The 13604-nt window shown below is 47.1% G+C and carries 11 protein-coding genes; 4 read left to right on the top strand and 7 right to left on the bottom strand.

Features of this window, described 5'->3' with window-relative positions:
- Nucleotides 1-236 precede the first annotated feature (236 nt).
- Nucleotides 237-707: a transcriptional regulator ArgR gene (argR, locus tag VNE01S_RS12260; RefSeq protein ID WP_053396390.1), complete on the bottom strand. Its 471-nt coding sequence runs from the start codon at nt 705-707 to the stop codon at nt 237-239.
- A gap of 402 nt (nt 708-1109) precedes the next feature.
- Here argR and mdh point away from each other — a divergent pair, with 402 nt between their 5' ends.
- Nucleotides 1110-2042, top strand: a complete 933-nt coding sequence (gene mdh, locus VNE01S_RS12265; protein ID WP_053396391.1) for a malate dehydrogenase — start codon at nt 1110-1112, stop codon at nt 2040-2042.
- A 105-nt stretch (nt 2043-2147) separates the two neighbouring features.
- Here the strand turns inward: mdh and VNE01S_RS12270 are convergent, their stop codons facing one another.
- The 5 genes from VNE01S_RS12270 to VNE01S_RS12290 all read right to left on the bottom strand — a co-directional run bounded on the left by VNE01S_RS12270 (nt 2148) and on the right by VNE01S_RS12290 (nt 6822).
- Nucleotides 2148-2537 (bottom strand): RidA family protein, encoded by a 390-nt coding sequence (locus VNE01S_RS12270; RefSeq protein ID WP_053396392.1) that lies wholly within the window; start codon nt 2535-2537, stop codon nt 2148-2150.
- A gap of 124 nt (nt 2538-2661) precedes the next feature.
- Nucleotides 2662-3123, bottom strand: coding sequence for an aspartate carbamoyltransferase regulatory subunit (gene pyrI / locus VNE01S_RS12275; protein WP_053396393.1), 462 nt, complete (start codon nt 3121-3123; stop codon nt 2662-2664).
- A gap of 16 nt (nt 3124-3139) precedes the next feature.
- Nucleotides 3140-4069 carry an aspartate carbamoyltransferase gene (gene pyrB, locus VNE01S_RS12280; protein ID WP_053396394.1) on the bottom strand — a complete coding sequence of 310 codons (930 nt, stop codon included), beginning with the start codon at nt 4067-4069 and terminating at the stop codon, nt 3140-3142.
- 253 nt (nt 4070-4322) lie between these two features.
- Nucleotides 4323-5327 (bottom strand): ornithine carbamoyltransferase, encoded by a 1005-nt coding sequence (locus VNE01S_RS12285; RefSeq protein ID WP_053396395.1) that lies wholly within the window; start codon nt 5325-5327, stop codon nt 4323-4325.
- Between the two features lie 118 nt (nt 5328-5445).
- A complete protein-coding gene (locus tag VNE01S_RS12290) occupies nt 5446-6822 on the bottom strand; it encodes a PhoH family protein (protein WP_053396396.1) in 1377 nt (458 codons plus the stop codon).
- Nucleotides 6823-7303: 481 nt separating this feature from the next.
- Between VNE01S_RS12290 and rapA the strand changes: the two genes are divergently transcribed.
- Nucleotides 7304-10213 (top strand): RNA polymerase-associated protein RapA, encoded by a 2910-nt coding sequence (gene rapA / locus VNE01S_RS12295; protein WP_053396397.1) that lies wholly within the window; start codon nt 7304-7306, stop codon nt 10211-10213.
- A 57-nt stretch (nt 10214-10270) separates the two neighbouring features.
- Here the strand turns inward: rapA and VNE01S_RS12300 are convergent, their stop codons facing one another.
- Nucleotides 10271-11542, bottom strand: a complete 1272-nt coding sequence (locus VNE01S_RS12300; RefSeq protein WP_053396398.1) for an NRAMP family divalent metal transporter — start codon at nt 11540-11542, stop codon at nt 10271-10273.
- A gap of 215 nt (nt 11543-11757) precedes the next feature.
- On the opposite strand from VNE01S_RS12300, the gene VNE01S_RS12305 reads away from it, so the two are divergent.
- Nucleotides 11758-12495 carry an RluA family pseudouridine synthase gene (locus VNE01S_RS12305; RefSeq protein ID WP_053396399.1) on the top strand — a complete coding sequence of 246 codons (738 nt, stop codon included), beginning with the start codon at nt 11758-11760 and terminating at the stop codon, nt 12493-12495.
- A gap of 28 nt (nt 12496-12523) precedes the next feature.
- Entirely contained in the window at nt 12524-13486 is a 963-nt protein-coding gene (locus VNE01S_RS12310) for a D-2-hydroxyacid dehydrogenase (RefSeq protein WP_053396400.1), read from the top strand.
- Nucleotides 13487-13604: the final 118 nt, after the last annotated feature.

Here is a 13604-nt window from a genome sequence, read left to right on the forward strand (position 1 = left end):
TGTTGGAAAAGTGTCTGAATCATAGCAAAAAATTGCTTTAAATTTACACGACTGTTAAACACTTCGGCATAAAAATCAGCAACTTGATTGGATTGAAACAACACAATAACGAATTAAAGTGTTTTTCATCAAAGGTTTATGAGGTAGAAGGCGTTACGGATGAGTTTTTTAAGATGTGAACTGAATCACGCCCCAGAACTTGCGGCGCGATTCATTTGTCGAGCTTAGTAGCGAAACTATCCAGTGTATTCAAAGAGTTCGCACACTGAGTTAAATAATTGCTCTGTGGTGACGGAAAGAGTTGGAGTAATGAAGATCGTGTCGTCTCCTGCAACCACACCTAAGATGCCTTCTGACTTGCCTAGTGAGTCTAGCAAGCGAGCAATAAGCTGTGCCGCGCCAGGGCCAGTATGAATAACGACAACGGCATTGTTGTGGTCGATATCTAACACTAGCTCACGCAGCGAGCTTGAAACTGTAGGGACACCCAATTCCGCTGGCAGACAGTAAACCATTTCCATTTTGGCGTTTCGTGTGCGCACGGCACCGAATTTCGTCAGCATGCGTGAAACTTTTGACTGGTTGATATTTTCAAAGCCTTCATTCTTTAGAGCTTCAACAATATCGCCCTGAGAGCCGAAGCGTTCTTCTTTCAATAGGGCTTTAAAAGCACGGACTAGGTTGTCTTGTTTTTCTGAATGGCGCATGGTTCTCTTCACCAATAGTTTAATAAAAAAGCAAGTGAATATTCTCGCATAGCTATTCACTTGTTACCACGCATTAGGATCAATTCTGTCTAACAAATCACTGAAAACTTGCAGCAAATAGTGATGAAAGTCTCAGTTGGTGCGTGCACATACAAGACAAGCAACAATAATAGTGACAAGGGATACAGCTTAGTTTTACCAAATTGCGCAAGGTCGCAAAGATGACGTTAACCGATTGTAATCACCTTGTGATTAATATAGCGTAATCGTGCTCAAAAATTCTATACCTAAGTGACCTCCAATTTGGTGACCGATCGGCGTTAAGTAGTCCAAAGGGATAGGTTGCTCAGGTATACTAACCCTATAAGATCATATAAGAGAGTCATCTCAAGGAGAACTACAATGAAAGTAGCCGTTATTGGTGCCGCTGGTGGCATCGGTCAAGCCCTAGCTCTATTGCTGAAAAATCGCCTTCCTGCTGGTTCAGATTTAGCACTTTACGATATCGCGCCAGTAACTCCTGGTGTTGCTGCTGATCTAAGCCACATCCCAACGCCAGTTTCTATCAAGGGTTACGCTGGTGAAGATCCAACGCCTGCGCTAGAAGGTGCGGACGTTGTTCTTATTTCAGCAGGTGTTGCGCGCAAACCGGGTATGGACCGTGCTGACTTGTTCAATGTAAACGCTGGCATTGTAAAATCTCTGGCTGAAAAGATTGCTGTTGTGTGTCCAAAAGCACTAGTGGGTATCATCACTAACCCAGTGAACACAACTGTGCCAATCGCGGCGGAAGTTCTAAAGAAAGCGGGCGTATACGATAAGCGTCGCCTATTCGGTGTGACTACACTTGACGTTATCCGTTCTGAAACGTTCGTTGCTGATCTTAAAGATAAAGATCCAGGTGAAGTACGTGTACCAGTTATCGGTGGTCACTCTGGTGTAACAATTCTTCCTCTACTTTCTCAAGTAGAAGGCGTTGAGTTCACAGCTGAAGAAGTAGAAGCTCTGACTAAACGTATCCAGAATGCTGGTACTGAAGTTGTTGAAGCGAAAGCTGGCGGCGGTAGTGCAACGCTTTCTATGGGCCAAGCAGCATGTCGCTTTGGTGTTTCTCTAGTGAAAGCACTGCAAGGTGAAGAAGTAGTTGAGTACGCATACGTTGAAGGTAGCGGCGAGCACGCCCCATTCTTCGCACAGCCAGTGAAACTAGGCAAAGACGGTGTGGAAGAAATTCTAAGCTACGGCCCTCTAAGCGAGTACGAGAAATCAGCGCTAGACGGTATGCTAGAAACGCTAAATGGCGATATCCAAATTGGCGTAGACTTCGCTAAATAATCTGGATTGAATGAAAAAGCCGACTTTCGAGTCGGCTTTTTTGATCGCGTCACGTATTAAAAAAGCGAGCCTTAGCTCGCTTTTGACACTATTAGAGACTCGCTATTATTTACGTACCGCGATAGCTTCGATTTCGATACCCACATCTTTTGGTAGGCGAGCTACTTCAACACAAGAACGTGCTGGGTAGTGTTCTACGTTGTGCTCGTCGAAGAACTTACCGTACACTTCGTTTACTGTACCAAAGTCGTTTAGGTCTTTTACGAATACAGTCAGTTTCACGATGTCAGCAACTGTCAGACCAGATGCTTCAACAACTGCTTTTACGTTGTCTAGAGATTGACGAGCTTGCTCTGCGATATCAGCAGATACTTCACCAGTTGCAGGGTTTACTGGGATTTGGCCTGAAGTTAGCACCATGTTACCTAGGTCAACACCTTGGATGTATGGGCCGATAGCAGCAGGAGCAGATTCTGTGTGAAGTACTTTAGTCATTATAATGTTCCATTTATATTATTAGGGGTAAAGAGTCGTCAGTTTGCCTTGAAAAAGACCGCCAGTAAAGAGAAAAGCCTAGCTTAGTTTAACTAGACTTTAACATCTCCTTATCTAGCATAAACTATCGTTCAGTGACGATTTCTCGGGAGAAAACTTTTTCACAATATTTGCATTTCAAGCGGATATCTTCTTTCTTTTCAAAAATCTTAAAGCTGCTTTCCACTGGCTCATCATGAGTAATACAGTTGCTGTTCGGGCACTCAAATACGTTATTGATTTGCTCAGGCAGTTCTAGAGCCAGCTTCTTCACCACTTGGTAATTTTCAATTTGATTCACCGTCGCGTGAGGCGCGTATAACGCTAACTTATTTGCCTGCTCTTCACTGATGAACACATTTTCAATTTTCAGTAGGTCTTTATGGCCTAGCGCTGAAGATGGCAGGTTTAACCCGACCGTCACACGCTGCTGAGATTTGTGCATCGAGAACAGTTTCAGCACCTTAATGCCAATCTGTGCTGGGATATGGTCGATTACAGTGCCGTTTTTGATTGCTTCTACCTGCAATTGAGTTTCTTTAGTCATCTTTTTCTCCCCCCGATTACAGTGATTGATTCAGTACGAGTGCCAATAGGGCTTCGCGAGCATAAACGCCATTTTCGGCTTGCTGGAAGTAATAAGCGTGCGGTGTTTTGTCGACATCGACCGTGATTTCATCCACGCGTGGCAGCGGGTGAAGTACTTTCAGGTTTTCGCGTGCACCTTCAAGCATTGCCGCTGTCAGAATGTAAGCCGATTTGATGTGGGCGTATTCGGACTCATCAAAACGCTCTTTTTGTACGCGTGTCATGTACAGCACGTCAAGCTCAGGAATAACACTTTCCATGTCCGTATGCAGGCTGTACTCGATGCCTGATTCGTCTAGCTCTTCACAGATGTAATCAGGCATGGCCAGCGCTTCCGGTGCGACAAAGAAGAAACGAACGTTGTTGAACTTAGCCAAGGCTTGAGTGAGTGAGTGCACCGTTCGGCCGTATTTCAAATCACCCACAAAGGCGACATTCAGGTTGTCTAGGCGCTCTTGCGTTTCGGCGATAGAAAATAGGTCAAGCAGCGTTTGTGTCGGGTGTTGGTTGGCACCGTCGCCTGCATTGATAACTGGTACACCTTTAGAAAATTCAGACGCCAGACGAGCAGCCCCTTCTTGCGGGTGACGCATCACGAATGCATCGACATAAGAAGAGATAACTTGCACGGAATCGGCCAGAGTTTCGCCCTTTTTCGCCAGCGATGTGTTGCCACCGTTGTCGAAGCCAATCACGTCACCACCAATGCGCTGAATCGCAGTTTCAAATGACAAACGAGTACGTGTTGAAGGCTCAAAGAAACAGCTCGCGATCACTTTATTTTTGATCAGATCTGGGTTTGGCTCGGCTTTGAGTTCACCAGCAGTTTTGACAATCAATTCCAGCTCATCACGTGAGAGCTCAGGAATCGAGATAATGTGCTTGTTGTAAAGCGTGTTTGTCATAGTCATCTTCCCATCTGAGTACGAATTTTAGGCAATAAAAAAGCCTCCCATTACGGGAGGCTTTTAAAATCGGTAGAAATAGAAAAAACTAAGGCCGGCAAGCGCTTTGGCTTACCCAGTGTAATACGCATTGTAGAGCACGAATTACGCGGCATTTTTCACTATCTCCAGACAAATTGCGCAGCATTATACGCCTTACTTTTGCCAACGCAAGCGATTACATCGCGCCTTTGATCTGCAATTTTTGCGGGTGCTATGCACCAAGTGTGGCGACCATCACAGCTTTGATGGTATGCATACGGTTTTCCGCTTCATCGAACACGATGGAGTGCTCGGACTCAAAGACCTCTTCAGTCACTTCTAGGCCGTTCATGCCATATTTCTCTGCGACTTCTTTGCCAACGGTGGTTTCATCATTATGGAAAGCTGGCAGGCAGTGCATGAATTTCACTTGCGGGTTGCCGGTTTTCTTAATTACATCCATGTTGATTTGGTAAGGCGTCATCATTGCCACGCGTTCATCCCAAGCTTCTGGTGCTTCTCCCATTGACACCCAGACGTCGGTGTAAAGGAAGTCACACTCTTGCACGCCTTCATCAACGTTTTCGGTCAGAGTGATTTTTGCTCCAGTGTGTTGGGCAATCTCGCGGCACTGTGCAACCAACTCGTCTTCCGGCCAGTACGCTTTTGGTGCGACCAGGCGAATGTCCATGCCCATTTTTGCCGCGCCTACCATCAGTGAGTTACCCATGTTGTTACGTGCATCACCTAAGTAAGCGAATTTAATCTGATGCAGCTGTTTGCCTCGGCCGTGCTCTAACATGGTGAGGAAGTCAGCCAGAATTTGTGTCGGGTGGAATTCGTTGGTTAAGCCATTCCATACTGGCACACCTGCGTATTCCCCGAGCTCTTCCACGATCTCTTGACCAAAACCGCGGTACTCGATGCCATCGTACATTCTGCCAAGGACACGTGAGGTGTCTTTCATCGATTCTTTGTGGCCGATTTGCGACCCCGAAGGGCCGATGTAAGACACCTGAGCGCCTTGATCAAAGGCGGCCACTTCAAACGCACAGCGAGTACGAGTGGATGACTTTTCAAAGATGAGAGCGATGTTTTTCCCGACCAGGGTTTTCTGCTCTGTACCAGCGTATTTCGCCTTTTTCAGATCAGCCGAAAGATCGAGTAGGAATTGGATCTCTTTAGGGGTGAAATCAAGTAGCTTAAGAAAGTTGCGGTTACGTAAATTGAAAGCCATGCTCCAGTCCTTGAATGTTCATTCATTTAATGGAGATAGTTAAACATATTTGAATTGCACTTGTGAATAATTATTTTATAAAAATGGCGAGATATGAATTTTATCTCGCCAGGTGTGATTATAAATTCTCTTCGGCAAATTCTGCCAAGCGACTTCTGACGACGCCATTGAGGTGGATATTGGCACTGCCCTCAAAGCTCTTAAATCGCTCTACCATGTAGGTTAAACCGGACGTCACCGGGGTGAGGTAGTGAGAGTCGATTTGCGCGAGGTTACCAGAACAAACGATCTTGGTGCCTTCACCACAGCGGGTGATGATGGTTTTGATTTGCGAAGCGGTTAAGTTTTGGCACTCATCCAACAATACAAACGCGTTTTGGATCGAGCGGCCACGCATGAAGTTGATTGATTTAAATTGAATATTGGCTTTATCACAGATGTATTTGAGAGAGCCTTCTGTGCAGTGATCGTTCTTATGCAGTGCCTCAAGTGTGTCGGTCACGGCGGCGAGCCACGGCAGCATTTTCTCTTCTTCGGTACCTGGTAGGAAACCGATAGATTCACCAATATCAGGGGTGTTGCGGGTAACAATGATCTTATCGAACATCTTGTGTTCAATCGTTTGTTCCAGCGCGGATGCGAGCGCGAGAAGAGTTTTACCACTACCTGCAGCACCAGTTAAGATCACTAAGTCGATATCTGGGTCGAGCAGGGCATCCATCGCCATCCCTTGGTAAATGTTTTTCGGCGTGATGTCCCATGCACGGCGGTGCATCATACGCTCGCGGCTGAGATCTTTAATGGTGATCTTCTCTGGCGTGATCTCTTCCACTCTGCCAGCAAAATCACTTTCCTCATCGAGCACATATTGGTTGATGTAAGTGGGCTCGAATGGCTCTCTATCGAGCGTGTGGTAGGTTTTACCCGCAAGGTTTTTGCTTTCCACTTGCTCAATGTTACTCCAAAAGTCGCCTTCTATTTGCTGGAAACCTTTGGTGAGGTACTGAACATCATCGATAAGTTGGTCGGTGCGATAATCTTCAACAAAGCGTACGCCAGCGCCTTTGGCACGCAAACGCATGTTGATGTCTTTGGTAACGAGTACCACTTCTCGCGGCGCACGTTTGTTTTGCAGATAAAGCACAGCATTGAGAATGCGATTGTCACCCGCCTTGTCAGCAAAGGCTTTGACGGTTTCTTGCAGCTCAAAATCAGCCAGAATGGCGATATGTCCTGTTGCTTCTTTGTCTCGGTTAATCGGAATACCCTCAGAGATTTCATCCGGGGTGGCGTCTGTAAATAGTGCTTCTAACGCACGAATAGCCACGCGGGCATCACGTGCGACGTCGCGTTTGCTGTCTTTGATTTTGTCGAGTTCTTCGAGCACCGTCATGGGGACGACCACGTCATGCTCTTGAAAGGAGTAAATAGCTAAAGGTTCATGAAGAAGGATGTTGGTGTCGAGGACGAATAGTTTTCGATCCGTGTCGCCCATAAGCGTCTCCTTGCCGCAACGCGGCTTGCTCGCCTTCATAATCTGAAGGGTCTAACTGCGCTTGTTTGCTGCATGTAGTCAGCGACATTGTAATCGGATAATCCAATTCGGGGTCTAATGGTTTGACTACATTACTGCAAACCCGTGTTGATCTTCATCCTAAACAACGCACGTTTTCACATGGTTTTATTAGTCATGAGAAACGCGGTTGTCACTAAGATTATAAATCATATTTACAACTCACCCCTTTAGATGTGCCACCTCTTTCTTACATTTTGATGTCATGCAAAAGATGGACAAAAAATTGTTGTTTTTTGAGGCCTTTGTACGTGACCAATATCACAGCTTCGAGTAACATTAGCGGCCTTTTTATGCGCGGCTTCTAACACAGTTTTCCCCGTTAGATGCCTTTCAAGTCGCGCAAGAACAGCTAAGATAAATAGACCCATTTTTTGACTTAAACAGATGAGGTAGTCGATTCATGACATTTGCTTTGGGCCAGCGCTGGATCAGCGAGACGGAGAGCGATTTAGGTTTAGGAACCGTTGTAGCATTGGATGCTCGTACTGTGACTTTAATGTTTGCAGCTTCTGAAGAAAACCGAGTGTACGCTCGTAACGATGCGCCCGTAACCCGAGTGACGTTTAATACTGGTGATGTGATTGATTGCCAGCAAGGTTGGTCACTGAAAGTTGAGCAAGTGATAGAAGACCAAGGTCTGTTTACCTATATCGGTACGCGTGAAGATAGTGGTGAAGAAGACGTGGCTCTGCGTGAAATCATGTTGAGCAATCAGATTCGTTTCAATAAGCCGCAAGATAAGTTGTTTGCCGGTCAAATCGACCGTATGGACAACTTTGTGCTGCGTTACCGCGCGTTGATGAATCAATACGAGCAACACAAGAGCCCGATGCGAGGCCTTTGTGGTATGCGCGCAGGTTTGATTCCGCACCAGTTGTACATTGCGCACGAAGTGGGCCGCCGCCATGCTCCTCGCGTACTTTTGGCCGATGAAGTGGGCTTGGGCAAAACCATTGAAGCGGGCATGATCATTCACCAGCAAGTGCTGGCAGGTCGCGCTGAACGCATTTTGATCGTCGTTCCTGAAACCCTGCAACACCAGTGGTTGGTGGAGATGATGCGTCGTTTTAATCTGCATTTCTCTATTTTTGACGAAGAGCGTTGCATCGAAGCTTACGCAGATTCGGACAACCCGTTTGATACCCAGCAATACGTGTTGTGTTCTCTGGATTTCTTGCGTAAGAGCCGTAAACGTTTTGAACAGGCGTTAGAAGGCGAGTGGGATCTGCTGGTGGTCGATGAAGCGCACCACCTAGAGTGGAGCCCTGAAAAGCCAAGCCGTGAATACCAAGTGATTGAAGGTCTGGCTGAAAGCACGCCTGGTGTTTTACTGCTAACAGCAACGCCAGAGCAGCTGGGCCGTGAAAGCCACTTTGCGCGTCTGCGTCTACTCGACTCGGATCGTTTCTTTGACTACGAAGAGTTCGTCAAAGAAGAAGAACAATACGCTCCCGTTGCGGACTCTGTGAGTGCGTTGTTCTCGGGTCACAAATTGGAAAACGAAGCGAAGAATCAAATCACCGAACTGCTGTCCGAACAGGATGTGGAACCTCTGTTCCGCATTATTGAAAGCGACAGCGGCGAAGAAGAGAAAGCTGCCGCGCGCCAAGAGTTGATTGATAATCTCATGGACCGTCATGGTACAGGGCGAGTGCTATTCCGTAACACCCGTGCGGCGATCAAAGGTTTCCCAAAGCGTAACGTTAATCTGATCCCAATGCCTATCCCGCAGCAGTACACCACCGCGATGCGTGTGGCTGGCATGATTGGCGGTAAAATGACGCCAGAAGCGCGAGCGATGAAGAACCTGTATCCTGAGGAAATCTTCCAAGAATTCGAAGGCGAAGATTCAAGCTGGTGGCAGTTTGATAGCCGCGTTAACTGGCTACTGGAAAAAATCAAAGACAAGCGCAGCGAAAAGATTTTGGTGATCGCTTCTCGCGCGAGCACTGCGCTGCAATTGGAGCAAGCTCTGCGTGAGCGCGAAGGTATCCGTGCCACGGTATTCCACGAGGGCATGTCGATTATTGAGCGTGATAAAGCCGCGGCGTACTTTGCCCAAGAAGAGGGCGGCGCTCAGGTGCTCATTTGTAGCGAAATCGGCTCAGAAGGTCGTAACTTCCAGTTCGCCAACCAGTTGGTGATGTTTGACTTACCATTCAACCCTGATTTGCTTGAGCAGCGTATCGGCCGTTTGGACCGTATTGGTCAAAATCGAGATATCGATGTGCACGTTCCATACTTGCAAGACACCTCACAAGCGATCCTAGCACGCTGGTTTGATGAAGGCTTAAATGCGTTTGCGGAAACCTGCCCAACAGGTCGTGCGGTGTATGATAAGTACTCGGATCAATTGATTGGCATGCTGGCTTCGGGTGACATTACTGAGCTGGAAGAGGTTATCGCAGAGTCGGCGGCGATGAACAAAGAGCTGAAAGCACAGCTTGAGCAAGGCCGTGACCGTCTATTAGAAATGCACTCCAACGGAGGCGATAAAGCTCAGGCGATTGTCGATAAGATCGCGGCAACGGATGGTGACACTAACCTAGTAACCTTTGCACTCAGCTTGTTCGACACGATTGGCTTGAACCAAGACGATAAAGGCGAAAATGCGCTAGTAGTGACACCGTCAGAACACATGATGGTGCCAAGTTATCCTGGTCTGCCTTACGAAGGGGCCACCATTACGTTTGATCGCGATACCGCACTTTCACGTGAAGATATGAACTTTATCAGTTGGGAGCACCCAATGATCCAAGGTGGTATTGATCTTCTGATGAGTGAGGGCGTCGGTACGACCGCTGTATCGCTACTGAAAAATAAAGCTCTGCCAGTGGGCACCATGTTGCTTGAGCTGGTTTATAAAGTGGATGCTCAGGCACCGAAGCGCAGTGGTATTAGCCGCTTCTTGCCGACGACACCGATCCGCATGATGCTCGATGGCAAAGGGAATGATCTGTCTACTCAAGTTGAGTTCGATAGCTTTAACCGCCAGTTAAGCCCTGTTGGCCGCCACATTGCGACTAAGCTGGTGGCATCGGTACAAGCTCAGGTTCACCAGTTGATCTCTGTGGGCGACGAACTGATCGTTGAGAAAGTGGCTGCAATTCGTGAACAGGCGCAAAAAGAGATGCAAGCCAGCCTGAATGCGGAACTGGAGCGTTTACAAGCTCTGAAAGCGGTAAACCCGAACATTCGTGACGAAGAGATCGACGCCATTGATGAACAAATCAAAGAGCTGACAGGCTACATTAGCCAAGCTCAGTACCAGCTTGATTCTCTGCGTTTGATTGTGGTTTCTCACAACTAGACTTGTCGACATTGACTGAATGAAAAAGGCCTTCGAATTCGAAGGCCTTTTTTGTGGTTATAGCAGCCACTTCCACCAGACAAAGACCGCAAGAAAGCCAAATAGATAAATTAAACCGGCAATAGAAAGCCATCGTAGCTGTTTACTGACGGCAAGCGGGGCTGGCAGTTGAGTTCTAGTGACCAAGATGTAGTTAAGCAGTGCAAAAAACGGTGTCGTCACAAATGCGAGGATCATGGCAAAGTTGAGCATAGGCAATAACGCTTTCGCCCAGAATAGCACGATGGCTAACGCGATCGCTGAGACAACCACCATCCAGCTTAAAGTGACCGCTGGTTTCATTTCAGACTGCTTTTTTATAAGTCGCTGAGATTCAGATAACACGCGCGCGTAGCCATCGATCACTGTAATGGTACTGCCAAAGATGCAAAAGAATGCGATAACCGCAATTAAGTAGCGTGACCATTCACCAATCGTGGAGGCATAAAGCCCAACCAACTGGTGGGTGAATTTGACGCCTGACCCCGAAAGTTCGATGCCAGAACCATGAAGCACCAATGCCCCTAGGGAAAGAAAAATAATCGCCAGTAATGCTGTACCGATGTAGCCTACGTTGAAGTCGAACAGTGCAGAGCGAGGTGTCACATTTTGCTGCGCGCACTGACTTTTCAGCCACATTGAAGTGATGCTGGATATTTCAATCGGTGCTGGCATCCAGCCCATCGTGACGACGATAAAGCCGATGGCGGCCAGTGTCCAAGGGGAAGGGGACTCAAAGCCCTCCATTGGCTGGACTGGGCTTCCTAACGCAATGAATACAGCCGCCAATGTGGCAATGGTGAGTACCGCCATAATGGTTTTGGACAATAGGTCGAGCGCTTTGTAGTGACCAGCAAATAAAATGGCTAAACAGGTTGTTAGGACAATGGCGCTCAATACGGGCATAGATAAATTGAATGGGACAAAATAGGCCAACAAACTCGCACTGAACATCAGCAGCGCAGCGGTATTGACGACGGCTGAAATCGAACTAAGGGCAAAGAACAACCATAAATATGGTTTGCCCATTTTCGAGTAGCCTTCCACTAGGCTATTGCCTGTGCCCATCGTGTATTGTACGCCTGCGCGAAAGAATGGGTATTTGAATAGGTTGACTAGCAAAATGAGTGCAGCCAATTGCCAGCCATAGTTTGCGCCTGCTTTTGTTGATGCGACAAGGTGAGAACCTCCGACGGCTGCGGCTGCCATCATGATTCCTGGGCCTAATGAACGTACAAGGTGCGCCAGCGAGAAGCGAGACTGTGGCGCAGAAATAGTGATACTTTCCATGTTTACTGCCTAATTATGAAATGTTGTGTTTTTTTGTATTTATTATCTGTCAAGACACTAAATCAATAACATAAATAATCATGCTGTCATAGATTTTTTACACTTAACTATTTTTCCGCTTTTTGAGCTAGGAAAATAGTGCGAAAAGAGAGAAAACTGCCCTCAAATGCTGGTTCGGTATATACTCTTTGCGCTTGTTATTATCGAGATTTTTTATGCCCATGTTGGAATACAACCCACCGCGCGACCCTTGGGTTGATATCGTTTATGAAGATGAACATCTCCTCGCGGTGAATAAGCCGTCGGGGCTTTTGTCTGTGCCTGGCCGCGCACCGGAGCATTACGACAGCATGTGGTCTAGGCTTCTGGAAACGTATCCAGAGATTCAAGTGGTTCATCGCCTAGATATGTGTACGTCGGGTTTGATGCTGCTGGCAAAAAACAAACCGGCGGAAAGCGCGCTAAAGAAGCAATTTCAGTATCGTTTAACCCACAAAGTTTACTATGCGCGTGTGTGGGGACGAGTCGAAGAAGACGAAGGGGTTGTCGAGTTGCCGTTGATCGCTGATTGGCCCAACCGACCACGACAAAAGGTTTGTTTTGAAGATGGTAAGCCATCGAAAACCCTGTTTCAGGTCGTGCAACGTGAAGAAAAAACCACGATGGTCAGGTTGCTGCCGATTACAGGTCGATCGCATCAACTTCGGGTCCATATGCAGGCCCTTGGCCACCCGATTGTGGGTGATGAGTTTTACTCGCAAGGTGAAGCGTTTCTCTTTTCTGATCGTTTAGAGCTGCATGCGGCAGAGCTGAGTTTTTATCACCCTGACAGCCATGATTTGCGCAGTATCTTTGTTCCTTGTGACTTCTATCTTGAAGCGGAAGCGAGGATCTTTCACTATTTTGATCCTGTGCGACAATTACCAGACTACAAAACGCTGCCAAGACCATAATATTAATTAGGCAGCACAAGGAGATAGTATGTCGCTGCCTAACATTGTTTTTTTGGATCGTGCCACGATTCCAAGCCAAATTGAACTTCCGCACTTACCGTTTGATCACCAATGGATCGAATACGATTTTACCTCGCCAGATCAGATACTGGATCGTCTTAAAGACGCACATGTTGTGATTACCAATAAAGTCGTATTGGATCGCGATGTGCTGTCTCAGTTACCCGATCTCCAATTGATCGCCGTGTCGGCAACCGGGTTTAACAATATCGATGTGGACTACTGTGAACAGCACGGCATTGCCGTCACCAATGTGCAAGGATATTCCACTCAGTCTGTACCAGAACATGTCATTGCCATGATCTTTGCACTCAGACGCAACTTGATGGCTTACCACAACGACATTGCTAAGGGAGAGTGGCAACGCCATAAGCAGTTTTGTTTCTTCACCCATCCGATAGGTGACGTAGCGGGATCCACCTTGGGGATTGTCGGCTCAGGGGCATTGGGCCAGGCAACGGCGACATTAGCCAAAGCCATTGGTATGCAGGTGATCTTTGCCGAGAGAAAAGGAGCCCAGCAGTGCCGAGAGGGCTTCACTCCGTTTGAGCAAATGTTGCAGCTCGCCGATGTCGTCACATTACACTGCCCGCTGGATGATAATACCCACCATTTAATCGGAAAGCCTGAGCTGGCCGCAATGAAATCTAACGCCATTTTAATTAACGCAGGTCGTGGTGGGCTCGTTGATGAGGTGGCGTTGGTTGATGCGTTAAAACACGGCTCGATTGCGGGCGCTGGGGTGGATGTTTTCACTCAAGAGCCAGCAGATATCACTAACCCTCTGCTCGACAATATTCATTTACCGAATCTGCTGCTCACACCTCATGTCGCGTGGGGAAGTGACTCTTCTATTCAGAAATTAGCGAATATTCTTATGGATAATGTCGCGGCATTTATCGAGGGGAGAGAACAAAATAGGGTGGTGTGAATTGCGAAAAAGTGATGAAGATTCAGTGACCCTGTTTTTCTTGCTATAGGTTATGTGATGCATATCCATAGCTTGTGCTTTTTCTGTACGCTTTTATGGACTGGTTGAATGAAATATA

This window comes from Vibrio nereis NBRC 15637 (genome assembly GCF_001591105.1).
GTDB lineage: Bacteria > Pseudomonadota > Gammaproteobacteria > Enterobacterales > Vibrionaceae > Vibrio > Vibrio nereis.

Bases quoted from the DNA above. Each gene is read 5' to 3' on its own strand.
- argR (WP_053396390.1), bottom strand. From the start codon at position 707: ATGCGCCATTCAGAAAAACAAGACAACCTAGTCCGTGCTTTTAAAGCC.
- mdh (WP_053396391.1), top strand. From the start codon at position 1,110: ATGAAAGTAGCCGTTATTGGTGCCGCTGGTGGCATCGGTCAAGCCCTA.
- VNE01S_RS12270 (WP_053396392.1), bottom strand. From the start codon at position 2,537: ATGACTAAAGTACTTCACACAGAATCTGCTCCTGCTGCTATCGGCCCA.
- pyrI (WP_053396393.1), bottom strand. From the start codon at position 3,123: ATGACTAAAGAAACTCAATTGCAGGTAGAAGCAATCAAAAACGGCACT.
- pyrB (WP_053396394.1), bottom strand. From the start codon at position 4,069: ATGACAAACACGCTTTACAACAAGCACATTATCTCGATTCCTGAGCTC.
- VNE01S_RS12285 (WP_053396395.1), bottom strand. From the start codon at position 5,327: ATGGCTTTCAATTTACGTAACCGCAACTTTCTTAAGCTACTTGATTTC.
- VNE01S_RS12290 (WP_053396396.1), bottom strand. From the start codon at position 6,822: ATGGGCGACACGGATCGAAAACTATTCGTCCTCGACACCAACATCCTT.
- rapA (WP_053396397.1), top strand. From the start codon at position 7,304: ATGACATTTGCTTTGGGCCAGCGCTGGATCAGCGAGACGGAGAGCGAT.
- VNE01S_RS12300 (WP_053396398.1), bottom strand. From the start codon at position 11,542: ATGGAAAGTATCACTATTTCTGCGCCACAGTCTCGCTTCTCGCTGGCG.
- VNE01S_RS12305 (WP_053396399.1), top strand. From the start codon at position 11,758: ATGCCCATGTTGGAATACAACCCACCGCGCGACCCTTGGGTTGATATC.
- VNE01S_RS12310 (WP_053396400.1), top strand. From the start codon at position 12,524: ATGTCGCTGCCTAACATTGTTTTTTTGGATCGTGCCACGATTCCAAGC.